The following is a 23,747-nucleotide window of genomic DNA, read 5'->3' on the forward strand; positions in this document are numbered from 1 at the left end:
CATCGGGCGGCGCGCGTCAGCGGCGCGGCTCACGACGGATGCCAGCCGATCGTGACGTAAGCGCCGCGACGCGGCGTGTTGTACGAGTAAGCCAGTTCATAGTTGCGGTCGAACAGGTTGTCGATGCGCGCATTCACGTACCACGACTTCGTGATGTCGTACTGCGCCGATAGATTGACGACGCCGTAGCCCGCGAGCGTCGAATCGTAATCGCTGCGCGCGCCGCTTACGATCCATTCGCCGCCCACGCGCCAGCGCCCGATCGACCGATGCGCCGACAGCGACGCAAAACGCCGCGCGCGACGCGTGAGGTCTTCGTGATTCGTCTCGTCGACGGGATTCTGGAACGTCACGCTCGCGCGCACGTCGGTTGCGCCAACGTGCCCGGCCCACGATCCCTCGACGCCCTGCACCTTCGCACGCCCGACGTTCTGCGCGATATAGAAGCCGCTGCCGTCGTTCACGTAGTCGATCAGATTCGAATAGCGCGTCTCGAACGCGGTCACGCGCACCACGCCGATCTTCTCCGATGCGTACTGCAACGCGGCCTCGGCCGAATGGCTGCGCTCCGGCTGTATCGACGCATTGCCGCTCAACGGATAGTAGAGATCGTCGAAGCTCGGCGCGCGAAACGACGCCGCGTAGCTCGCGCTTGCGCGCCAGTGCGCGTCGAGGTTGTACGCGTAGCCCAGATAGTAGCTGTTCGCGCCGCCGAAGTCGGAATACTGGTCGCGGCGCACGTTGGCCTGCACTTCGCTCGGGCCGAAGCGTCCCACGTAGCCCGCGAACACCGAGTTCACATGCCGGTCCGGCGCGCTCAACTGGTCCGAATCGAGCGACTGGTCGAGATGCTCGTAGCCGAACACCAACTTGTGCGCGTCCGTGAGCCGGAAGTCGTTCTGCCACAGATACTGATGATTCTCTGAGTTGAAGCGGCTCGTGTAGACGCCGTTCTGCTCGATGTTCGCGCGGTCCTGTCCCTGCGCGATGGTGAAGTGCGTCGTCCAGTTGTCGGTCAGCTTGCCGTTTGCGAACACCGACGCGGACCGCACGCGATCATGCGATTCGTTGAGATCGGTCGGGACGCCGTAGGGATCGTCGAAACTGTTGACGCCGTTCGATTGCAGAAAGCGCACGCCCGCGTCCCACGTGTCGCTGAACTTGTGGCGCAGCGTCGCGGCGACGCTTTCATTCAGATAACCGTTCGCGTTCGGATTCGCGGCAGGCGCGAGCGCGGGATCGATCGACGAGAAGCCGTCGGTCTTTTCGCGGGACACGCTCAGGCTGAACGTGGTGCGGCCGTCGGCATCGAGCGCGCCATCCACGCCCGCCGATTGCCGCTGCGTGTGATAGCTGCCGTACTCGGCTTCGAAATGAAAGCGCGGCCGATGCGGCTCGCCCTCCTTCGTGAAGATCTGCACGACGCCGCCGATCGCGTTCGATCCATACAGCGCCGACACGTTGCCGTTGACCACTTCGACGCGACCGGTCTGATCGAGCATCAGTTGGGACAACTGCGCCGCGCCGAGCGAGACCGATTCGACACGCACGCCGTCGATGAGCACGAGCGATTGCGTCGACGACGCGCCGCGTATGAAGACGCCCGATGTCGCGCCCGGCCCGCCGTTGCGCGTGATCTGCACGCCCGGTGCGAGCGCAATGAGCCCGAGCGCATCGTCCGCGTTGCTGTCGGCGATGTCCTGCGCGTCGAAGAGCGTCGCTTGCGGGATGGAATCGGCGAGCGGTTGCGCGCTGCGCGTCGCGGTGACGACGACGGGCGCGAGTGTCTGCGACGGCGGATCGGACAAGCCGGGCGCGGAATCGGCGTGCGCGGCCTGAGCAAGCGGCACACTCGCAGCGGCGCACACGACGACACGCGCGGCGCGACGAATGAGGCCGGACGAAGGCAAGACCATGTGTGGAGCGTTCCCGTTGGAGACTGGCGCGTGCCCCGCTCCCCGCGAGGTCTGTGCGCGACGCACGCGCCGGCTTGCAGGGCATCGGCGCGCTGGACGATTGGCCGGTATCCGGGCTGGCGACGCATCGTCCCGCCTTCCCGCGCTTAAAAGCACAGTGGCACCGACACGCTTCTTGCAGTCTCGCTCGTGTAGTGGACAAGTCCGGAGCTGTGATGAGAAACGCGCGAGGGACGACTTGCAACTTGCGTTGCGGTCGCTTACCGTTGCGGGGGCAGCACAGGTTGGCGCGTGCCGCTCGTGCGAGACAGCGCTTCCTGTTTCCCGTTTGACTGCGCCGCAAGAGAGGCGGCGCGAGCACCAAAAGTGCGGCAAGTGTAGGAGCGCGCATGAGGGCCGTCAAGAACGCGCGCCCGCTCATCGCGAAGGTTGAACGACGACCTTGCGCCGTCCGTCGCGTATGCGGATACGTCGAGCGCGGGCCATTCCACACATGAATACAGGGCGATGCGCGCAAGATCGCGTGTTGTTACGTCTCGAAACGAGACAATTATCGGAAGCTCCGTTGAACCGCGCTAAAATGCCAGGTCTTTAGAGGACGCAGCACATGCTCAACGAACTCGAATCACTGTCAGGAAACATCGGCCGGCTGATCAAGATCAGCGAGCGCCACAATCAGGCGCGTCTCGCGCTCGAAGCACAAATCGAACAACTGCGCGCCGATTTCGCGAATGTTCAGGCCGAACTCGTGCAGGTTCGCAACGAGCGCGACGCGCTGCAAGGCGAACGCGATTCGCTGTCCGCGAAAATCGACGACGCGCAAGTGCGCCTGAACGCGATCCTCGAAAAGCTGCCGCGCGCGAAAGCGCATCATGCCGAGAGTGAAAATCAGCTCGATCTTCTCAACGCCGAAGCTGGCGCATCGCGCGAAGCGCAGCACGAACATGCGCACGCGGAAGAAGTGCACGGCGAGCATCATCAAGGAGAGAAGGCATGACGACCACGCAGATCGAAGTATCCATTCTTGGCCAGCAGTATCGCCTCGCGTGCTCGCCGGAAACCGAAGCCGCGCTGCGCGAAGCCGTAGCCCGCGTGGATGCCGAGATGAACAAGGTGCGCAACGCCAGCAGCGTGCGCGGTACCGACCGCATCGCAGTCATGGCCGCGCTTTCGCTGGCGTCCGAATTGCTGAAACTGCAGGAAAGCGTGCGTCACGGCGAAGCATTCCCCGCGGAAGAAATCCGCCGCACGATGCACTCCATGAACGAGCAGCTTGGCGCTGTCATTGCGCAATATGAAGCGCACTGAGCGCCATGCGCTGATCTAATCAGCGTTGCGGTGTCAATCAAAAAAAGATACCGCGAGAAACGCAGGCAAGGGGCTGCAAGGACCAAACGTTTGGTGTACAGTGAGGTCTCCCTGCCTGGTACGCCAAGGTCATATATTCCTTGAACCAATGCTACATTGGCACGGTTGCGGAACGTTGCAGCACGGGCGCGCGCGTCACTCTGTCTGATGTACCCGAAGTGTTGCTTACCGCGACCAATCTTGAACCCAGGTTCAGGATGCCGGCCTAGCGGCTGTGGCGGGGACCTTATTCCTCGAAGCATGAACGGCATCGGTTTTTACCGGTGCCGTTTTTGTTTGCATCGCCCAAAACTGCACTGAACGTCCTGCACGCGAACTCATGCGCTACTGGCTGATGAAGTCCGAACCGGACGAAGCGAGCATCGATCATCTCGCGCACGCGCCCAAGAAGACGCTGCCGTGGACCGGCGTGCGCAACTATCAGGCGCGCAACTTCATGCGCGATCAGATGCAGATTGGCGACGCCGTGCTCTTCTATCATTCGAGCTGCCCCGAGCCGGGCATCGCGGGCATCGCGAAGGTCTGCTCGACGGCGTATCCCGATCCCACGCAGTTCGATCCGAAAAGCGCCTACTACGATCCGAAATCCGCGCAGGACACGCCGCGCTGGATGCTCGTCGATGTGCGCTTCGTCAAGAAGACGCGGCTCATTGCGCTCGCCGAACTGCGCGAACACGCGGAACTTGCCGGCATGCAGGTGCTCGCGCGCGGCAACCGGCTGTCGATCACGCCGGTGACCGAGGACGAGTGGCGCTTTATTACCGAACGCCTCGTCGAAGGCCGGAACTAAGGGCGCGAATGGGCCGCCTAAGTGCGGTCGCGAATCACGCGACGCCTTGCGTTGGAGTCCTTCGATGATGAACAAGAAAACCGCCGCCGTCCTCGCCCTCGCGATGTCGAGCGCCACTCTCGCCTATTCCGCCACCGCTGCCGCGCAGACGGTCATCGCCAATCCGCAGCCTGCGGGCGTGCTTTCGCTTTCGGCGCAGGCAAGCGCGCAAGTGCCGCAGGATGTCGTCACCATCACGCTCTTCTACGAGCAGGAAGCTGCCGATCCCTCGTCGCTCACCGCGACGCTGAATCAGCGCGCCGAAGCTGCGTTGCGCGAAGCGAAGGGTGTGGATGGCGTCACCGCGAAAAGCGGCTCGTTCACCGTGTATCCGTCGACCGACCGTGACGGCAAGATCTCCGCATGGCGCGGGCGCACGGAGATCGTGCTCGAATCGCACGACTTCGCGGCGGCATCGAAGCTCGCGGGCAAGATGAGCGCGTCGATGCAGGTCGGCAACGTCACGTTCTCGCTGTCGCCGGAAGCGCAGCGCGCTGCGGAGCAGAAGCTCTCGACGCAGGCTATCGATTCGTTCCGCAAGCAGGCGCAAGCCGCCTCGCAAGCCTTCGGCTACAGCAGCTATTCGATTCGCGAGGTGAACGTGGGGCATAGCGGCGTGGCGCCGCGCCCGGTGATGATGATGCAATCGCGCGCCATGAACGCCGATGCCAAGATGGCCGCGCCGATGGCGCTCGAAGCCGGCACCACGACGGTGACGGTAGACGTGTCCGGCTCGGTGCAGATGGGTCGCTGATCGTCTGTCTTGCGAGACCGCAGTCGCGGTCCCGCTGCGACGTCACGCCGCGTTCGTCGCTACCCGACGATGCCGCCTGTACGCCCACACCATCATGATGACGCCCGCGATGATCATCGGCAGCGAAAGCCACTGGCCCATGGAAAGCCCGAGCGCGAGCAGGCCGAGATAGTCGTCGGGTTCGCGGGCGAATTCCACCGTGAAGCGCGCAAGTCCATAGCCGATCAGAAAAAGCGCGGAAATGGCGCCGACCGGACGCGGCTTGCGCGAAAACGTCCAGATCACGATGAACAGCACGAGGCCTTCCAGCGCGATCTCATACAACTGCGACGGATGCCGCGGCAGCATGTGATAACGCTGGAAGATTTCCATGAGATGCCACTTCGCGTCCAGTTGCGGATTCTTCGCGAGCCAGACGGCGTCGTCGTTCGTCGAGTTCTGGAACAGCATCGCCCAGGGCGCGGCCGGGTCGGTCACGCGGCCCCACAGTTCGCCGTTGATGAAGTTGCCGAGTCGCCCCGCCGCGAGGCCGAGCGGCACCATCGGCGCGACGAAATCCGTCACTTGCAGCCACGTGCGTTTGCGCTGAAACGCGAAGAGCACCATCGCGAACGTCACGCCCAGAAAGCCGCCGTGAAACGACATGCCGCCTTCCCACACCTTGAAGATATCGAGCGGGTGCGCGGCGTAATAGCTCGCCTTGTAGAACAGCACGTAGCCGATGCGCCCGCCGAGAATCGTGCCGAGCACGCCGTAGAACAGCATGTCGTCGATGTCCTTCGCGCTCCAGCCTTGCGCGGCGACATACGGCAGTCGCAGCCGCAACCGTCCGATGACGATGGCGGAAATGAACGCGACCAGATACATGAGGCCGTACCAGCGCACGGCGAGCGGTCCGAGATGAATCGCGACGGGATCGAAATTGGGGTGGATGAGCATCGTTGAGTTGTAGAGCGAAGCAGAGTCAGGCACGAATCATAAAGCAGAGACGGCCGCCGCCCGCGCACGCACGATCTCGATGAACCCGGCGAGCACGGGACTCACCTCGGCCGCGCGCCACACGAGGCCGGTTTCGACCACCGGCGCATCCGCCACCGGCCTCAGCGGACGATACACCACGCCCGTGCGCCGCAGATGCCGCAGCGACTGCGGCACGAGCGCGACGCCCATGCCGGCGGACACGAGGCTCACGATGGTCTGCATCTGGATCGCCTCCTGCCCGATGCGCGGCGTCAGGCCCGCCGCGCCGTAACAGCCCATGATGATGTCATACAAACCGGGCGCGAGACGCCTCGGAAACACGACGAGCGAGGCAGCCGCGAGATCGCGCAGATCGACGCTCGTGTCGGCCCATTCCGCCGTGCCCTGCTGCAACTGCTCTGCGGTATCCGCCGACATCGCGACGACGAGCGGCTCGCGGGCAATGGCGAGATACGACAGCGACATCGCGTGGCGCGGCGGCAGCGGCGGAATGACGAGCCCCGCGTCGATGCGCCCGGCGACGAGTTCCTCGATCTGCACGTCGCTCGTCGCTTCGGTCAGTTGCAGCCGCACGCCCGGATAGCGCGCGCCGAAATCGCGCAGCAGCGCGGGCAAGAGGCCGTAATCGGCGGTGGACACGAACGCGAGCGACAACACGCCCGCCTCGCCGCGCGAGAGCGATTGCGCGAGCGGACGCAGCGCATCGGTGGCGGCGAGAATGCGCCGCACTTCCGGCAGCAGATCCTTGCCGACCGGCGTCAGTTCGACGGTGCGCTTCGTGCGCGCGAAGAGCGCGACGCCGAGCGCGTCTTCGAGCGCGCGAATGGCCTGCGAAAGCGGCGGCTGCGTCATCGCGAGACGCGCAGCGGCGCGGCCGAAGTGCATCTCTTCCGCGACCGTCACGAAGTAGCGCAGCAAACGCAGTTCGATCGGCGCATTTCGCTCCTCCATCGATACTTTCTCCGACCTAATAGACCCTGAATAATATATTGGACAGACACAAGCCGACGCTGCATTCTTGCGCCACTAGACAAAAGAATCTTCAAGGAGCCCCAACATGGCCTTCAACCGCCGCTCGAAAAACGTGACGCAGGGCGTCGCGCGTTCGCCCAATCGTTCGATGTACTACGCCCTCGGCTACAAGGAAGAGGACTTCGACAATCCGATGATCGGCGTCGCCAACGGCCACTCGACCATCACGCCGTGTAACGCCGGCCTGCAGCGCCTCGCCGATGCCGCCATCGCGGCGATCAAGCAGTCGAAGGCGAATCCGCAAGTGTTCGGCACGCCGACGATCTCAGACGGCATGTCGATGGGCACCGAAGGCATGAAGTACTCGCTCGTGTCGCGCGAAGTGATCGCGGACTGTATCGAGACGGCCGTGCAGGGCCAGTGGATGGACGGCGTAGTCGTGATCGGCGGCTGCGACAAGAACATGCCGGGCGGCATGATCGGCCTGGCGCGCATGAACGTGCCGGGCATCTACGTGTACGGCGGCACTATCCGTCCGGGCAACTGGAAGGGCAAGGACCTGACCATCGTGTCGTCGTTCGAGGCGGTCGGCGAGTTCACGGCGGGCCGCATGTCGGAAGAGGACTTCAAGGGCGTCGAGAAGAACGCGTGCCCGTCCACCGGCTCCTGCGGCGGCATGTACACGGCCAACACGATGAGCTCGTCGTTCGAGGCGCTCGGCATGTCGCTCTTGTATTCGTCGACGATGGCGAACCCCGACGACGAGAAAGTGGACTCCGCCGCCGAATCGGCGCGCGTGCTCGTCGAAGCCGTGAAGAAGGACCTGAAGCCGCGCGACATCATCACGAAGAAGTCGATCGAGAACGCGGTCGCGCTGATCATGGCGACGGGCGGCTCGACCAACGCCGTGCTGCACTACCTCGCGATCGCGCACGCGGCGGAAGTGGAATGGAGCATCGACGACTTCGAGCGCATGCGCAAAAAAGTGCCGGTCATCTGCGACCTGAAGCCTTCGGGCCAGTATGTCGCGACGGACCTGCACAAGGCCGGCGGCATCCCGCAAGTGATGAAGATCCTGCTCGACGCGGGTCTGATGCACGGTGACTGCATCACGATCACCGGCCGCACGCTCGCGGAAGAACTGAAGGACGTGCCGAGCAAACCGCGCGCGGATCAGAAGGTCATCTTCCCGATCGAGCAGGCGCTGTACAAGGAAGGCCACTTGGCGATCCTGCGCGGCAATCTCGCGGAAGATGGCGCAGTGGCGAAGATCACGGGCCTCAAGAACCCGGTCATCACCGGCCCGGCGCGCGTGTTCGACGACGAGCAAAGCGCGATGGAAGCCATTCTCGCCGACAAGATCAAGGCAGGCGATGTGGTCGTGCTGCGCTATCTCGGCCCGCAGGGCGGTCCCGGCATGCCGGAAATGCTCGCGCCGACGTCGGCGATCATCGGCAAGGGACTCGGCGAATCGGTCGGCCTCATCACCGACGGGCGCTTCTCGGGCGGCACGTGGGGCATGGTGGTCGGCCACGTCGCGCCGGAAGCGTATGCGGGCGGCACCATCGGTCTCGTGCAGGAAGGCGATTCCATCACCATCGACGCGCACAAGCTGCTGCTGCAACTGAATGTGGATGACGCCGAGATCGCGCGCCGCCGCGCCGCGTGGAAGCAGCCCGCGCCGAAGTACACGCGTGGCGTGCTGGCGAAGTTCGCGGCGCTGGCAGGACCGGCGAACCGCGGCGCCGTAACCGGCTGATCCGCCTCACCGCAATTACCGCAATTACCGCAATTACCGCAAGAAGCGAAGGGCGCGAGTGATTCCGCGCCCTTCGTGCTTACCAGACGTACTTCGCGCCGAGCAGCCCTTCGTAGGCGTGATAACCGCCCGCGCCCTGCTGATACCCGAGATTCCCCCACACGCGCCATTGCCGGCCGATCAGCCCTTGCGCGCCGATCTTCGCCTCGAAGCGGTTCTTCGGGCCATCTTGCGATACGCCAAAACCGTTCAGCGCGACGCTCGCGACGTGCGTGTCGTGCAGCCAGTTCACTTCGACGAACGGAAGCCAGCCCGGTAAATTCGCCGATATCGGCGCGTGAAAGAGCCGCACGCCGAGCCGCGTCGTCCAGTTGCCGCCGTTTTGCCCGCTGATCACCGTGCCCGTGTTCTCGGTGTGATCGTCGGCGTGAAAGTTCGTGTAGACGAGTTGCAACTGCGGTTCGAAGAGCACGACTCCCTTCGACGTCGGCCTGACCGGAAACGCCCAGCCGCCTTCCACCGACCCGGACCACACCCGGCTCGTGTAGTCCTCGCCCGCAAGCGAATTGCCCTTGACGGTGTTGTCGAAGTGGCCGTATTGAAGCCACGTATCGACGTACGGGCCAGACGCCGAATACGCGTTGCCGCGCCAGGTCGCGTACAGGCCGCCGCTCAGACCGTTGGTCGTGCCGCGCGCGTGCGCGTCGATGTTGCGCGCGCTCGTGTTCGTAGTCGATGAACCGTAGCCCGCCATCACGCCGAGTTGCCAGCGATGCCCGTCGCGCACGCGGTTCAGCACGTCGATGCCCGCGTGAACGATGGCCGTATCCGTCGATTCGCCGATTCTCCCGCCCGCTGCCTCGCTGTCCACATGCGCGCCGCGCGTGCGGGCCCACGCCGTATGCGCGCCGCCGTCCGTCTGCGTGGCGAACGGATCGGCAAAGCCGGTGCGGTCGTGCATCGTCATCGTGAACATGCCAACGGCCGCCTGCTGATTGCCGAGGTACGCGCCCGGCTCGGGGCGCGGCGCGGGCGCGGGACCGTCCGACAGCGCGCGCAAGTACCAGTCACCGCCGCCCTGCTGCAACACGTATTCGTACGGCCCGGCGACGACGCGTTTGTCGAGACTGAAGACGCCGCTCGACTGGCCATCGACCTGGACGATCTCGATGCCTTTGCTGGTCGGCGCGCCCGCGCCGCCCGCGTTCGTCACCCGGACGCGCGTCTGCCCGGACGTATCGCCGTGGACGATCAGCCGGTCGGTCGCCGAACCGTCGCCCGCGAGCACCGTGGATAACGCGAGCAAACCGTTGTTGCCCGCGTAGTTGCCGTTGACCGCCAGCGCGCTCGCGGGCATCACGCTCGCCATGCGGATTTCGCCGTTGTTCGTGAGCGTCCCGCCGACGGCGAATTGCCCGGGCGCGGCGTTGGCGAAGCCCGGAGCGGCATCCGCGATGGCGAAGAGCCCGTTGTTGACCACGTCGCCGCCGACCGAACCGTAGCCGCCGAACGTCGCGCCCGGCGCGATGCTCACCTGCCGCGTGTTCGCCAGTCGTGCGCCCGCGCCGAGGATGAGCGCGCCGGCATCGACGGCCGTGTTGCCCGTGTAGGTGTGCGTCTGCGTGAGCGTGACGGCGCCTTTGCCTTGCTGCACGACATCGCCCGATCCGCTGATCGCGCCGCCGTACGTCACGTTGTCGGAACGGTCGAACACGAGCGCGCCGTTATTCACGATATCGCCCGCCACGCTGCCGCTCGTGCCGCCCGCGCCTAGCCGCAGCGTGCCGCCCGCGATGATCGTGTTGCCCGCGAAGGTGTTATCGCCCGCAAGCGTCAGCGCGCCCGCGCCGGTTTTCGTCACATTGCCCGGTCCGCCGATGACGCCGCCGAAGGTCGTGTCCACCGTGCTGTTCGCGCTCAGGTCCCCGCCGCCCAGCGCGATGCTGCCGGAGCCGGTGAGATTGTTGACGTGCTGGGTGTAGCCGCCGAGGTCGAACGTCGCGCCCGCGCCTACGTTGAGTTGCGCGCTGTTCGCGATGACATCGGCCGCGCCCGCCGCGAGCGTGCCGCCGGTAATCGACGTGGCGCCGGTGTAGCGGTTCGCCTTCGACAACTGCAAGGTGCCCGCGCCCGCCTTCGTGAGCGTCTTGCCGTCCCAGCCGGTTGCCGCGTTGGCCGCCTGATCCGCGAGGACGATATCCATGTCGAACGAATCTTGCGCGTCGGGCAAGGTGAACACGCCATTGGCGCGTGCCGGCGTCCCGCTCAGTCCGGCGTACCAGGTCGGCGCAACGGCGACGGAGAACGTCTGCGGCGTGTAGACGCCCGTCATCGTCAGATAGTCCGGCGTGACCGGCGACCCGCCGATGCGCATGGCGCTGAATGCACCCGTGAGTCCGCCCGGCGTCGCTGTGCGGACGACCGTGAAGACGCCGCTGGCGAGATCGGTGGCGGCGGTCGTTGCGGGCGCGGAATAGCCCGCCAGATTGAACACCGCATTCGGCCCGATGGACGCCGTGCTCGCCCCGACGGGCGGCGCATCGGACGCGAAGGTATCGAGCGTGCCGTTCATCGCGAAATGGCCCCCGACCGCCAGTTGCGATCGCGCCGAGATCAGCGTCGACGCGCCGGGCGCGGTGGCGAAATCGCCTGTGGTCGTGAAGCGTCCGGTGCGCAAGAAGCTCAGCGTGCCTGCATCGACCGATACGCTGCCCTGCGACGATCCCGGTGCGACAAGAACCGCCGTGGCGCGCCCGGTCTTGACGAGCGCGCCCGGCCCAAGGAACGCGTTGGTCACGATGCCGAAGCGCGCGAAGTCCAGGCGCAGCGTCGAGTCGTTGACGACAGGGCCGCTTCCGAGCGACGCGGCGTTTTTGGCGACCAGCGTGCCGGCAAGCACGTTCGTGCCGCCGAGGTAGACGTTCGAGCCGCCGAGCGTGAATGTGCCCGCACCGGTCTTGACGACGTGCCCGCTGCCGCTGACAACGCCGTCGTATTCGCTGTCGGCGAGGCTTTGCACGGTGAGGTCCGCACCGCCGAGCAGCACACGCCCGCCGCCGCTCAGGTTGTTCACTTGTTGCGGCAGATTGCCAAGCTCGAACGTCGCGCTCCTTCCGACGCTGACGTTCGAACTGTTCATCAGTGCGTTTGCGGCGCCCGTTTGCAGCGTGCCTTCGTTGATGAGCGTGCCGCCGGTATAGCCGTTCGCCGCCGACAGGATCAGTCGGCCCGCGCCGTTTTTCGTCAGCGAGCGGCCGTCCCAGCCGCTTGCGAACGGGCCGGATTGATCGGCGAGCGGGATATCGACGTTGAAGGTGCTCGCGGCGTCGGCCAGTGTGAAGGTGCCGTTTCCCTGCGCCGCGCCCGCGCGCCACGTGAGCGCGAGGCGCACGTCGTAGTCGCGGCCGTCGACGGTTTTCGCGCCTCGCGGAATCAGGTAATCGACCGGGCTCGGGCCGTTGAAGAACACGCGGTCGAAGTCGCCGGTCATCCCCGTCGCGCCCGTCACGTGGATGATGTTGAAGCTCGTGTCGAGCAACGCGGAGGCTGTGTTAGGTGCGGACGGGCCGAATCCGTCGATCAGCAGTGCGCCGTTCAGCGCGCCGCTCGAAGCCGTGATGACCGGCTGCATCGTCTGTAGTCCGACGATGAGCGCCGAGCCCGGTTGCTGAGTCAAGCCCGTCGCGACGTCGAGCGTCGAATTGCCGCCGATGATCGTTGCCGCGCCCGTTTGCGTCACGTAGCTCGCCGCGTTGAATGCGCCCGCCTGAGCGAGTTCGAGCGCGCCGGCATTGACCCAGACGGTACCCTGCGACGAACCGGCACCGGTCAGGACCGTCCTTCCGCTGCCGATCTGCAAGAGCGTACCGTCGCCGGACAGCGTGCCGTTATAGGCATAAGCGTCGCTGCGGTTGAAGCTCAGTGTTCCGTCGTTGCGGACGTTGCCCGTCACACTGCCGCCCGCGCCGCCCGTTCCGAGCATCAGCACGCCGCCGGGCGAAACGGTCGTGCTGCCCGCATCGTTCGTCAACGTGTCGGCGAGCGTCAGCGCGCCATCGATGCGCACTGCGGCGCTCGGCTGGCTCGCCATCAAGACGGACCCGCCGAGCGTCCAGTTGCTCGCCGCGCTCGCCGTCAGCGCGGCGTATCCCACGGAGGCGGAAGCCGCGCTGAAACTGCCGGTCTCGGTGCCGGAACCGGTCAGCGTGATCGTATTGCCCGGCGCCGCGCTCAGGATGTCGATGCCGCCGGCGCCGTTCAGCGACGAGCCCGTTCCGAGCGTCACCGCGCCGTTCCCGCCTGTCATGAACACCGCCGCTTGTGTCGCGCTCGAAATCACGCCGTTGTTGTCGAGCACGCCTACCGGTCCGAGCGTCACGCCCGGCGCGATGTTGCCGCGTATGGTGCCGGTGCTGCTGTTCACGATACTCGCGGATTGTGCGGAAGCGTTCACGCCCTCGTGATAGCCGTCGATCATACCGTCGTTGTTGACCGTTAGCCCGCCGCTCACGGCCCACACACCAGCACCTGCGACGGCGTCGGACGTCCCGCTTCGGATGACGCCGCCCGAATGGTTGTTCACCACGACGTTCCCCGAAGTCTGGATAAAGACACCGTTGCTTCCGGGACCAACGGACGGCGCGCCGTTCAGCGTGCCAAAATTGTCGACGATACCGCCCGAACCGTTGTAATAGGCGATCGCGTAGCCCGCACGGGCGCTGACGTCTCCTTGATTCTGGACGTTGCCGTCCGCTCCGGACTGCATCAGGATGCCGTAGGTGTTGCCGAGCAGCTTGCCCGCTGCGAGGTTGACCAAGGAGCCGATCGCGTTGAAACGCACCGCGGAGGCTGCACTATCGGAGGAGCTGGTGATCGTCCCGGCGTTGGTCATCGTCACGGGCGCGATGCCGTTGATGACGATGGCATCCCGAGCCGACGACGTGATGATCGTTCCGGGTTCGACCTGATAGAGCGTGTCCGTCGCGAGTGTCTGCGTCGTATCGCTCGATGGAACCACGGTCATTGCCCGAATCGAAAACGGAAACGCAAGCAGCACCGCCGCTGCAAGGGGCCGCATCGCACTCACGGAATGTATATAGATGTCCTTATTATTTCGACGTGTGCACATTCCATCGCCTTGTACTGTTTCACCGTTGTGGCATGATGCGCGCCGCCATTTCCGTCCCGTGGCGAGCGCATCGCTCCAGTGCTCGAGGACTTCCAATGAGCAATGGCAGTATAGGTAAACGCGTCACGCGATCAGTCGGCGCGCATCATTGCAACGCCGCGCGCAGCGTCGCGATGCATTCGTGCGGAAGGTGAAAAAAACGGGTGGCCGCTAGGACCGGATGGACGGCTTCGATGGAATGTCGTCGCTGACGGACAACGCGCCGCCAGTGACGAATCAAGCGAAATGCTTGCGCGCGATTCAGGCTTCGCGCTGACGACGCAACTCTTCTTCGACCGCTTCGCCGACCCACACCTTCAGGCGGCTTTCGAGCGCGGTCGCCACTTCGCGCGTGAGGTCCTGCACGAGCTGCGGCGAATGCTGACGCAGCACTTCTTCCACGCGCGCTTCGATCAACGCGCGCGCTTCGTTGCTCAACAACTCCGTGACGCGCTCGCGCACACGCTCGGCCGCCTGCGATGCGTCGTATTCGAGCGCGGCGGGATCGGCTTCGGCGGCAGTCGGTGCGCGGGCATATTCCGGCCGGCCGGGCACGACGACATCCGTGAGAACGGGAATCGAGTTGTCGAAGGAATCGGGGTTCTGGGTCATCGAGAGGTCTCCTTGGTCTGTCCGGTCCGGCATCCGGACGGATGCGCGGCGGATCGTTCGAGGCTAGCACCCGTTGCGCGCGCGCACTGTTCGCTCAACCGCCTTGCTTGTGCGTTTCGATGGCGTAACCACGGTCGCGATAGAAGCGGAAACGCTCCCGTCCGGCGGCGAGTTCCGTCTCTTCGTTGCCGACGATCTCGATGAGCCGCTCGAAGCGCGCGAACTGCGCCGGCACCGGCGCGCCCAGATTCACGAGCACCTGATGATGCGGTACGTCGTCGAGATCGGAGGCGAGCACGACCGGCGTTTCCTGCGCAAGCGCGCTCTTCGCCATGCAGTGCGGCACGAATTCGAGCGGCGCGAAAGTCCACAATTGCTCGTCGAACGCGGCGAGGCGCTCGGCTTCAGCGAGCACGACGAGCGAGCGCCCGCTCGCATACGCCTTGCGCGCGAGGCGGCAGGCGTAGGCGAGCGTATCTCCGACGTTCGTGTGAAAGTCGATGCGCGTCATATCGCGCTGATTGCCCCGCGCGGTCGATCAGGAACTGCGAGAGCAGCGGCACCGGACGCCCCGTCGCGCCCTTCGCCGCCCCGCTCTTCCACGCGGTTCCGGCGATATCCAGATGCGCCCACGGATAGTTCTGCGCGAAACGCGACAGGAAGCACGCCGCCGTCACGCTGCCCGCCGGACGCCCGCCGATGTTCGCGACATCCGCGAAATTCGACTTGAGCTGATCCTGATACTCCTCGTCGAGCGGCAGACGCCACGCCGGATCGACCGCCTCGCGGGATGCGTCGAGCAACTCGCCCGCGAGCGCGTCGTCCTTCGAGAAGAGACCCGTATTGTGATGGCCGAGCGCGATGATGCACGCGCCCGTCAGCGTGGCGATGTCGATGACCGCGGCCGGCTTGAAGCGTTCGGCGAACGTGAGCGCATCACACAGGATCAGGCGGCCTTCGGCGTCCGTGTTCAACACTTCGATGGTCGTGCCGTTCATGGCGGTCACGATGTCGCCCGGCTTGAGCGCGTTGCCCGCGGGCATGTTCTCGCACGTCGGCACGATACCGACCACGTTCAGCTTCAGCCCCATTTCCGCGATGGCGCGCATGGTGCCGAACACCGAGCCAGCGCCGCACATGTCGTACTTCATCTCGTCCATGGCCTCGCCGGGCTTGATCGAGATGCCGCCCGAATCGAACGTGATGCCCTTGCCCACGAGCACGACCGGCGCGTTCTTGTTCCTGCCCTTGCCCGACTCGACGACGCCCGCGCCCGCGCCCGCCCCCTGATACTGCATGACGATGAACTGCGGCGGCTGCACCGAACCTTTCGCCACGGAGAGGAACGACCCCATGTTGAGCGCCTCGATCTGCTTCAGGCCGAGCACGTCCACTTTCAGTTTCCAGTCGCGCCCGAGCTTCTTCGCGGTCTGGCCGAGGTAGGTCGGCGTGCAGACATTCGGCGGCAGGTTGCCGAGGTCGCGCGTGAGGTCCATGCCGTTTGCGATCGCAACGCTTTGCTTGATCGCGGTGCGGCCAGCCTTCTCGTCCGCCGGGTCGATGCTGAAGACGATCTTCTTCAGCGAACGCGCGCCGTTTTCGGGCTTGCTCTTCATCTGCGTGAACTTGTAGGTGAGCTCACGCAACGCGAGGATGGCGGCGCGCACGGCCCAGTCGCCGCTGCGCTCCTGAATGGGCAGTTGCGCGAGCGTGAACGTGACCTGCGCGATCTTCGTGCCGAGAATCACGCGCCACGCCGCGCGCACGGCTTCGCCATAGGCTTTCTGATTAAAGGCGTCCTGCTTGCCGAGACCGACGAGCAGCACGCGCGCCGCGCCGATGCCCGTGACTTCCGGCACCATCAGCGTGGTACCCGGGCGGCCGCTCATGTCGCCGGCCTTGACCATGCGCGAAATCAAGCCCTTGGTCGCGAGATCCATGGCGCGCGCCGCGCCCGTGAGCGTCTGTGCTTCGAACACGCCGAGCACGACGACATCGGCCTTCCCCGTCAGGAAACCATTTGCCTCGCCTTTGCTCCAATCACAGGCTTTTATGCTAAAGTCCATCGCGCTTATCCTCGGTAAAATCCAGGCTGAAGGATGAAAGCCGCAATTATCCGCTATTTTTACCGCGGCGGTCACAGGCTCGCGGCGCCAGGGAACGAAGCTGCATTCCCCGGGTCAGTCAACGCGTAGCCGCATCGCCGCCGGCCTCAAGCAGAAATCAATGATCTTCGAACGCTCCCTGCAGCGCGAACTCGCGTATACGGCCGGCGCCGTGTTCATGGTGCTGCTCACGATCATGCTCACGACGATGATGATCCGCATCGTCGGCTTCGCGGCGCAAGGTCAGATCGACCCGCGCGATGTCGTCGTGCTGATCGGCCTCACCGTCATCGGCTATCTCGCCGTCATGCTGATCGTGACGCTCTTCGTCTCCATTCTCTTCGTGCTCACGCGCTGGTATCGCGATTCGGAGATGGTGGTATGGCTCGCCTCGGGCGTGAGCCAGACGCAGCTCATCAAGCCCATTGCCGTCTTTTCCACGCCGATCATCATTCTCATCATCTTCTTCGCCTTCGTCGGCTGGCCGTGGTCGAATCAGCAGAGCAAGCTCATCAAGGCGCGTTTCCAGCAGCGCGATGAAGTGTCGCTGCTCGCGCCGGGCCAGTTCCGCGAATCGCCGTCGAGCCATCGGGTGTTCTTCATCGAGAAGATGTCGCCGGATCAGGGGCACGTAGAGAACGTGTTCGTCACGAGCACCGAAGGCGGCAAGGTCAACGTGATCGTCTCGAAGAACGGCCACACCGAGACGCACGCCGACGGCGACCGCTTCATCGTGCTGGAAAACGGGCGGCGCTATGACGGCACGCCCGGCCAGCCGAACTTCCGCATCATGGAGTTCGCGCGCTACGGCGTGAAAATCATGAGTCGTCAGGTGGTGAACACGCCGACCACGACCGGCATTTCCACGCCTGATCTGCTCGCGAATCCGACAAAAGAAAATCTGGCCGAATTTGCCTGGCGTCTCGGCTTGCCGCTGATCGCCATCAACCTGATGCTGCTTGCCATTCCGCTGTCTTATCAGAATCCGCGCCGCAGCCGGACCATCAATCTCGTGATGGCCGTGCTGATTTATCTCACGTATTCGAACCTGCTGAACGTGGTGCAATCGTGGATCGAACAGGGCAAGCTCTCGTTCGGCGTCGGCATCGTCGGGCTGCATGTGCTGGTGCTCGCGCTCGTTGCGTTCATCTTCTGGCTGCGCGTGCGCAACCGGCCGCTCTTCACGCGAGCGAGCTTCACGCGCTCGAAGGGAGCCTGAGCCCATGCGCATCTATGAACGTTACTTCGCGCGCCAGATCTATCTCGCCTTCATCTTTATTCTGTTCGCGTTTTCCGGCCTGTTTTTCTTCTTCGATCTGATCAACGAGCTGAACACGGTCGGGCACGGCAACTACAAGTTCACGCTCGCGGTGCTGCGCGTGGCCTTGCAGACGCCCTCGCGCTTCTACGAAATCATTCCGGTCGCCGCACTGATTTCCGCCATCTACGTGTTCGCGCAAATGGCGGCGGCCTCCGAGTTCACCATCTTCCGCGTGTCCGGGCTCTCGACCGGCGCGGCGCTGCGTTCGCTCTTGAAGATCGGCGTGCCGCTCGTGCTGGTGACGTACATCATCGGCGAAGTGGTCGGGCCTTACGCCGATCAGTTGTCCGAGCGCGTGCGGCTGGAGGCGCTGGGCTCGTCGGTGTCGTCGAATTTCGAGTCGGGCGTGTGGGTGAAGGACACACTTTCCGCGAAGGAAAACGGCGAACAGGTGACGCGCTTCGTCAATGTCGGCACGCTGAACCCGGATACGACGATCGCGAACGTGCGCATCTACGAATTCGATTCGAAGTTCCGGCTCTCGAGCGTGCGCATTGCGCAAAGCGGCGTGTATCAGCCGCCCGGCCACTGGAAGCTGACGGGCGTGACGGAGACGCAGTTGGTCGATGCGCAGCCGCAGACCGCAAACCGCGGCGATGCTTTGAATCCCGTGTATCGCGCCAATGAAACGACGCTGCCGCAATTCTCGCTGCGCTCGGAACTGACGCCGCAGATTCTTTCGGTGCTGCTGGTGTCGCCGGATCGCATGTCCATGTTCAACCTTTTCCGCTATATCCAGCACTTGACGGAGAATCATCAGGACACGCAGCGGTATCAGATCGCGTTCTGGCGCAAGATTCTGTATCCGTTCGCGGTGTTCGTGATGCTGGTGCTGTCGCTGCCGTTCGCGTATCTGCATACGCGGGCGGGCGTGGTGGGCGTAAAGGTGTTCGGCGGCATCATGATCGGCATGAGCTTCCAGTTGTTCAATACGCTGTTCTCGCATATCGGCACGTTGAACACATGGCCCGCGCCGATCACGGCGGCAGCGCCCGCGCTGGCTTACCTGGCAATCGGCTTGCTGGGTCTCAAGTGGGTCGAGCGGCACTGACGGCCGCATCGGACAGGAGAACGCGATGAGCACGCACGGCATCATCCTCTTCGGACACGGCGCACGCGACCCGCGCTGGGCCGAGCCGTTCGAGCGCCTCGCCGCGAAGCTGCGCGCATTGCGCGGCGATCCGGTGTCGCTCGCGTTCCTCGAATTGATGACACCCGATTTGCCGACGGCGGTTGCCGCGCAAGCCGCTGATGGCTGCACGTCGATTACCGTCGTCCCAGTGTTCTTCGGGCAAGGCGGGCATGTGCGGCGCGATTTGCCCGAAGTGGTCGCGAAGTGCCGTGAGACGCATCCGGATGTCGCCATTCACTGCGCGACAGCGGTTGGCGAAGACGATGCGGTGCTCGATGCAGTGGCGGCGTACTGCGTGCGGCAAACGGACGCTTAGCGCGCACGCAAACAAAAAGCGCATCGTCTCCGATGCGCTTTTTATCTTTCGCAAGCCTGAGAATCAAGCCGCCGCCTGCATCCCTTTCAGATGCACCTTCGGCTTCCCCGCTGACGCCCTCTCCTTGAACGCCTCGCCGATCATCAGAAGACTCGGCTGCGACGGATCCAGCCACGCCTGCGCCTCGCCGAGCGCCATGCGCGCGAGCGTCAGCGTGAGCGTGCGTTCGCGCGGCGTGCTGCACGCCTCGACAATCGCTACCGGCGTCGAACCGGGCCGCCCGGCGTCGATCAATTGCTGCGCGATATCCGCCGCACTGTCGCGGCCCATGTAGAACACGAGCGAATCGGCCTTCGCCTGCTCGCGGATGTCCTCGCTGTCGGCGGCGCGGCTATGCGTCGCGAGCGCGACACTGCGCGATACGCCGCGCAACGTGAGCGAGCGACGCAGCGTCGCGGCACTCGCGAGCGCCGCCGTGATGCCCGGCACCACTTCGTACTCGATGCCCGCCGCTTCCAGCGCGCGCATCTCCTCGTCAGCGCGGCCGAAGAGCATCGGATCGCCGCCCTTCAGGCGCACGACGACGCCATGCTCGCGCGCCGCATCGACAATCTGCTTGTTGATGAAATGCTGGGCCGTCGAACGCTGACCGCAACGCTTGCCGACCGCGATCCGCTTCGCATTCGGCGCGTAGTCGAGCATCGCCGGCTCGATCAGCGCGTCGTGCAGCACCACATCCGCCTGTTCGAGCAAACGCATGCCGCGCACGGTGATGAGATCCGCCGCGCCCGGTCCTGCTCCGATCAGATAGACCTTACCCATTTGCATTTCGTCCGTCATCAAGCCTTAAGCCGCGATTTCGCGAATCATACCGGCCGCGACCGTGTGATGCGTCGCCTCGTCGATCAGCACGAACGCGCCGGTGCCCTGATGCGTATCGTATTCGTCCGCCACGATCGGCTTTTGCAGCGTGAGCGCCACGCGGCCGATGTCGTTCATCGCAAGCGTCGTGCGGTCCACCGAATGCGACAGCGTGTGTACGTCCAGCACCTCTTTCACGGCGCCGATGCGCGCGAATACGGTGTTGGTCGTCTGCTTCAGCAAATACTTGCGCTGCGGCGAAAGCGGCTCTTCGTCGAACCAGCAGAGGTCGGCTTCCAGCTTCTTCGCGGGCGCAACCGTAGCCGTCGCCGGGACGAACGTATCGCCGCGCGACACGTCCACGTCTTCGGTCAGGCGGATGGTCACCGTCTGGCCCGCGAACGCGCGATTCACCGACGCAACGCCGCCCGGCACCGGTGCAATGATCTCCGCGACCGTCGCCTGGCGATTCGCCGGCAGCACGTTGATCGCATCGCCCACGCGCACTTCGCCTGCTTCGACGCGGCCCATGTAGCCGCGGAAGTCGTCGGCCTGCGAGCCGTCCTGACGCGCGACCCACTGCACCGGAAAACGCAGCGCCTGCTCGTTCGGCTGTGCAACCGGCAGCGATTCGAGCAGATCGAGCAGCGGCTCGCCCGCGTACCACGGCATGCGCTCGCTCGCGCTCACGATGTTGTCGCCCTTCAGCGCCGACACCGGCACGAAGCGCACATGCTCGAGACCGAGTTGACGCGCGAGCGCGACATACGCATCGCGAATCTCGTTGAAGCGCGTCTCGCTGTACTCGACCAGATCCATCTTGTTGATCGCGACGATCACGTGCTGCAGACCGAGCAGCTTCACGATGGCGCTGTGGCGCTTGGTCTGCGGCAGCAGTTGCGCTTCGCCGTTCTCGAACGTGACGCGCGTCGCGTCGACGAGAATGATGGCGGCGTGCGCCGTCGACGCGCCCGTCACCATGTTGCGCGTGTATTGCTCGTGGCCCGGCGTGTCCGCGATGATGAACTTGCGCTTGGCGGTCGCGAAATAGCGATACGCGACGTCGATGGTGATGCCCTGCTCGCGTTCGGCTTCGAGACCGTCCGTGAGCAGCGACAGGTCGATTTCATCGCCGACGGTGCGCTTGTTTTTCGCGCGCGAGATGGCCGACAACTGGTCGGACAGAACCGCCTTGCTGTCGTACAGCAGGCGGCCGATCAGCGTGCTCTTGCCGTCGTCGACGCTGCCCGCCGTGATGAAGCGCAACACGCCCAGGTCTTCCGCTTGATAGATGCTCATGATTCGTTGGTTCCTTGGAGCGTGATGCTTAGAAATAGCCTTGCTTCTTGCGCTGTTCCATCGCCGCTTCGGACGCTTGGTCGTCCATGCGCGTGGCGCCACGCTCGGTGATTTCGGTTACGGCCGTTTCCGCGATGATCTTCTCGACGTCGTCGGCGTCGCTCGCCACCGGGCACGTGCAGCTGATATCGCCGACGGTACGGAAACGCACTTGCGCAATCTCCGGCGTCTCGCCTTCGCGAACCGGCGTGAGCGGCGTCACCGGCACGAGCAGCCCATTGCGACGCACGATTTCGCGGTCATGTGCGTAGTAGATCGACGGCAGTTCCAGCTTCTCGCGTGCGATGTACTGCCACACGTCGAGTTCCGTCCAGTTCGAGATCGGGAACACGCGCAGATGCTCGCCTGCGTGCAGACGCGCGTTGTAGATGCTCCACAGTTCCGGGCGCTGCGCCTTCGGATCCCACTGGCCGAATTCGTCGCGGAACGAGAAGATGCGCTCTTTCGCGCGCGCCTTCTCTTCGTCGCGGCGCGCGCCGCCGATCATCGCCGTGTAACCGTATTGCTCGATGGTTTCGAGCAGCGTGACCGCTTGCGCGGCGTTGCGCGAATCCGTCTCGCGCCGCAGGCGCACGGTGCCCTTCTTGATCGAATCTTCGACATGGCCGACGACCAGTTCCGCGCCGATTTCGGCTGCGCGGCGGTCGCGGAAGTCGATCACTTCCTGGAAGTTATGCCCCGTGTCGATATGCACGAGCGGGAACGGCAGCACAGTCTTGCGATTGCCGCCGAGACCGAATGCCTTCAGCGCGAGCGCCAGCACGACGACCGAATCCTTGCCGCCCGAAAACAGCAGCGCGGGCTTGCTGCATTCCGCGACGAGTTCGCGCAGGATGTGGATCGACTCGGCTTCGAGCCAGTCGAGATGGTCCATCCGCGTCGCCTGATTGACGATCGGGGCCGAGACGTTGGGGTCGAGCGTGGTGCTCATGTTCGTCGATCCTTTTTTGTGCGGCGTTGTTGGCAACACCGCGTTCAGTAACAGGGTTGAGCCGGCGTCTGTGCGCCTTGTCAGATCGCGGAGCTTGGCGCTTCTTCGACGATCTTGATGCTGCTGATGTTCGTGATGTGCAGGCCGCATTCCTTCGTATCGCGCGATTCCCACCACCAGCGGCCCGCGCGGCTGTCCTCGCCGGGACGCACGGCGCGCGTGCACGGCTCGCAGCCGATGCTCGGATAGCCGCGCGCATGCAGCGGATTCACCGGCACGTCGAAGGCTTTCAGGTAGTCCCAGACGTCCGTCTCCGTCCAGTCCGCGAGCGGATTGAACTTGGCGATGCCGCGCGGCGCGTCGTGCTCTTCCTCGTGCAGTTCGGCGCGCGTCACCGACTGCTCGCGGCGCTGGCCCGTGACCCACGCGGAGACATCGGAGAGCGCGCGGTTGAGCGGCTCCACCTTGCGGATATGGCAGCAGCTCTTGCGCAGGTCGATGCTCTCGTAGAACGCGTTCACGCCGTGATCGCGCACGTATTCGTCGACAGCGGCTTGCTGCGGATGAAACTGCTCGATGTCGTAGCCGTAGCGTTCCTTCACGCGGTCGATCATGCCGAGCGTTTCCGCGTGCAGACGCCCCGTGTTCAGCGAAAAGATGCCGATGCCGACCTTGCGCGAAAGAATGGCGTGCGTAAGCACCATGTCTTCGGCGGCGAGGCTGCTGGCTAGCTTGACGCGCTCGTGGCGCGCTGCGATGGAATCGAGCAGCGCGTCGAGGCGTTCAACCTTGGCTTGCAGTTCTGGCGTCATGCCTCAGGCTCCGAGGGTGGCGAGCACCGCGGCGCGGCGGCGGAAGAGCGGTTCCGGATTGTCGTTCGCGCCCTGATACAGCTCGCTGAATTCGTTGAACGCGTTGAGCGCGTCGTTGATGTCCTTGTCCGCGCGCACGGCAAAAGCGTCGAAGCCGCAGCGGTAGTGGAAGAACACCTGATCGCGCAGCACGTCGCCGATGGCGCGCAACTCGCCCGTCCAGTTGTAGCGCTCGCGCAGCAGACGGCCGATGGAGAAGCCGCGGCCATCGCGGAACAACGGGAAATCGACCGCGATCACCGCGATCTTGTCGAAGTCCGGCGTGAGATCGGCGGGTTCGTCGTCGGGCGCGAGCCACACGCCGAGCGATTCCTTCGCACGCGACGCGACGAGCGTGTCCTTCGCGTCCTTCCACAGCGCGAACGGCACGATCACCTTGCCGGCGGGAAGCGCATCGACGGCCGGCAGCACGCCGTCCTCGCCTGCACGCACGACGGTGAAATCGTCTTCGACCACCGCGCGGTTCTTGATAATCAACGTCATCTGCAAATC

The 23,747-nt window shown here is 64.6% G+C and carries 19 protein-coding genes, 1 other RNA gene, 1 pseudogene and 1 riboswitch; of the genes and pseudogenes, 9 read left to right on the top strand and 12 right to left on the bottom strand.

Annotated elements, in window-relative coordinates; translation table 11 throughout:
* Positions 1-29: 29 nt before the first annotated feature.
* Positions 30-1,916 carry a TonB-dependent receptor domain-containing protein gene (locus P9239_RS14875; protein ID WP_309752112.1) on the bottom strand — a complete coding sequence of 629 codons (1,887 nt, stop codon included), beginning with the start codon at positions 1,914-1,916 and terminating at the stop codon, positions 30-32.
* An 84-nt stretch (positions 1,917-2,000) separates the two neighbouring features.
* A riboswitch (cobalamin riboswitch) is annotated at positions 2,001-2,296 on the bottom strand.
* 227 nt (positions 2,297-2,523) lie between these two features.
* On the opposite strand from P9239_RS14875, the gene P9239_RS14880 reads away from it, so the two are divergent.
* From P9239_RS14880 to P9239_RS14900, 5 genes are all read left to right on the top strand, one after another.
* Entirely contained in the window at positions 2,524-2,913 is a 390-nt protein-coding gene (locus tag P9239_RS14880) for an ATPase (protein ID WP_309752114.1), read from the top strand.
* The gene (locus P9239_RS14885; RefSeq protein ID WP_175939686.1) at positions 2,910-3,224 is read left to right on the top strand and encodes a cell division protein ZapA; all 315 of its coding nucleotides are present in this window, start codon (positions 2,910-2,912) and stop codon (positions 3,222-3,224) included. The genes P9239_RS14880 and P9239_RS14885 overlap by 4 nt, the downstream gene beginning before the upstream one ends.
* Positions 3,225-3,329: 105 nt before the next feature.
* Positions 3,330-3,512, top strand: a non-coding RNA gene (gene ssrS, locus P9239_RS14890) — 6S RNA.
* Positions 3,513-3,603: 91 nt separating this feature from the next.
* A complete protein-coding gene (locus P9239_RS14895) occupies positions 3,604-4,074 on the top strand; it encodes an EVE domain-containing protein (protein ID WP_309752117.1) in 471 nt (156 codons plus the stop codon).
* 67 nt (positions 4,075-4,141) lie between these two features.
* Positions 4,142-4,867 carry an SIMPL domain-containing protein gene (locus tag P9239_RS14900; RefSeq protein WP_309754071.1) on the top strand — a complete coding sequence of 242 codons (726 nt, stop codon included), beginning with the start codon at positions 4,142-4,144 and terminating at the stop codon, positions 4,865-4,867.
* Positions 4,868-4,909: 42 nt separating this feature from the next.
* Here the strand turns inward: P9239_RS14900 and lgt are convergent, their stop codons facing one another.
* Together lgt and P9239_RS14910 are read right to left on the bottom strand one after the other, a co-directional pair.
* A complete protein-coding gene (lgt, locus tag P9239_RS14905; RefSeq protein ID WP_309752119.1) occupies positions 4,910-5,806 on the bottom strand; it encodes a prolipoprotein diacylglyceryl transferase in 897 nt (298 codons plus the stop codon).
* A gap of 36 nt (positions 5,807-5,842) precedes the next feature.
* Entirely contained in the window at positions 5,843-6,799 is a 957-nt protein-coding gene (locus P9239_RS14910) for a LysR family transcriptional regulator (RefSeq protein WP_309752121.1), read from the bottom strand.
* A gap of 106 nt (positions 6,800-6,905) precedes the next feature.
* Between P9239_RS14910 and ilvD the strand changes: the two genes are divergently transcribed.
* Complete coding sequence (gene ilvD / locus P9239_RS14915; protein ID WP_309752123.1) at positions 6,906-8,579, top strand: dihydroxy-acid dehydratase; 1,674 nt, start codon at positions 6,906-6,908, stop codon at positions 8,577-8,579.
* 79 nt (positions 8,580-8,658) lie between these two features.
* Here ilvD and P9239_RS14920 read toward each other — a convergent pair whose 3' ends face one another.
* From P9239_RS14920 to P9239_RS14935, 4 genes and pseudogenes are all read right to left on the bottom strand, one after another.
* Positions 8,659-13,602: an autotransporter outer membrane beta-barrel domain-containing protein gene (locus P9239_RS14920; protein WP_309752125.1), complete on the bottom strand. Its 4,944-nt coding sequence runs from the start codon at positions 13,600-13,602 to the stop codon at positions 8,659-8,661.
* Between the two features lie 405 nt (positions 13,603-14,007).
* Positions 14,008-14,358, bottom strand: a complete 351-nt coding sequence (locus P9239_RS14925) for a DUF2486 family protein (RefSeq protein ID WP_309752127.1) — start codon at positions 14,356-14,358, stop codon at positions 14,008-14,010.
* Positions 14,359-14,452: 94 nt separating this feature from the next.
* Positions 14,453-14,869 carry a DNA polymerase III subunit chi gene (locus tag P9239_RS14930; protein ID WP_309752130.1) on the bottom strand — a complete coding sequence of 139 codons (417 nt, stop codon included), beginning with the start codon at positions 14,867-14,869 and terminating at the stop codon, positions 14,453-14,455.
* Between the two features lie 10 nt (positions 14,870-14,879).
* A pseudogene (locus tag P9239_RS14935) lies at positions 14,880-16,424 on the bottom strand (leucyl aminopeptidase); the annotation flags it as partial.
* Positions 16,425-16,584: 160 nt separating this feature from the next.
* Between P9239_RS14935 and lptF the strand changes: the two are divergent.
* The 3 genes from lptF to P9239_RS14950 are packed head-to-tail and all read left to right on the top strand — an operon-like array spanning position 16,585 to position 19,232.
* Entirely contained in the window at positions 16,585-17,682 is a 1,098-nt protein-coding gene (gene lptF / locus P9239_RS14940) for an LPS export ABC transporter permease LptF (protein WP_309752132.1), read from the top strand.
* 4 nt (positions 17,683-17,686) lie between these two features.
* Positions 17,687-18,835, top strand: a complete 1,149-nt coding sequence (gene lptG, locus P9239_RS14945; RefSeq protein WP_309752135.1) for an LPS export ABC transporter permease LptG — start codon at positions 17,687-17,689, stop codon at positions 18,833-18,835.
* A gap of 25 nt (positions 18,836-18,860) precedes the next feature.
* Positions 18,861-19,232, top strand: coding sequence for a CbiX/SirB N-terminal domain-containing protein (locus P9239_RS14950; protein ID WP_309752137.1), 372 nt, complete (start codon positions 18,861-18,863; stop codon positions 19,230-19,232).
* A 63-nt stretch (positions 19,233-19,295) separates the two neighbouring features.
* On the opposite strand, the gene cobA is transcribed toward P9239_RS14950, so the two are convergent.
* The 5 genes from cobA to P9239_RS14975 all read right to left on the bottom strand — a co-directional run bounded on the left by cobA (position 19,296) and on the right by P9239_RS14975 (position 23,738).
* Positions 19,296-20,054 carry a uroporphyrinogen-III C-methyltransferase gene (cobA, locus tag P9239_RS14955; protein WP_206468189.1) on the bottom strand — a complete coding sequence of 253 codons (759 nt, stop codon included), beginning with the start codon at positions 20,052-20,054 and terminating at the stop codon, positions 19,296-19,298.
* 24 nt (positions 20,055-20,078) lie between these two features.
* A complete protein-coding gene (locus tag P9239_RS14960) occupies positions 20,079-21,392 on the bottom strand; it encodes a sulfate adenylyltransferase subunit 1 (RefSeq protein WP_404980006.1) in 1,314 nt (437 codons plus the stop codon).
* Positions 21,393-21,420: 28 nt separating this feature from the next.
* The gene (gene cysD / locus P9239_RS14965; protein WP_309752140.1) at positions 21,421-22,383 is read right to left on the bottom strand and encodes a sulfate adenylyltransferase subunit CysD; all 963 of its coding nucleotides are present in this window, start codon (positions 22,381-22,383) and stop codon (positions 21,421-21,423) included.
* An 80-nt stretch (positions 22,384-22,463) separates the two neighbouring features.
* Positions 22,464-23,195: a phosphoadenylyl-sulfate reductase gene (locus P9239_RS14970; protein ID WP_309752142.1), complete on the bottom strand. Its 732-nt coding sequence runs from the start codon at positions 23,193-23,195 to the stop codon at positions 22,464-22,466.
* A gap of 3 nt (positions 23,196-23,198) precedes the next feature.
* Positions 23,199-23,738 carry a DUF934 domain-containing protein gene (locus P9239_RS14975; RefSeq protein ID WP_309752144.1) on the bottom strand — a complete coding sequence of 180 codons (540 nt, stop codon included), beginning with the start codon at positions 23,736-23,738 and terminating at the stop codon, positions 23,199-23,201.
* Positions 23,739-23,747 lie beyond the last annotated feature (9 nt).

This window comes from Caballeronia sp. LZ062 (assembly GCF_031450785.1).
In the GTDB taxonomy this organism is placed as follows: domain Bacteria; phylum Pseudomonadota; class Gammaproteobacteria; order Burkholderiales; family Burkholderiaceae; genus Caballeronia.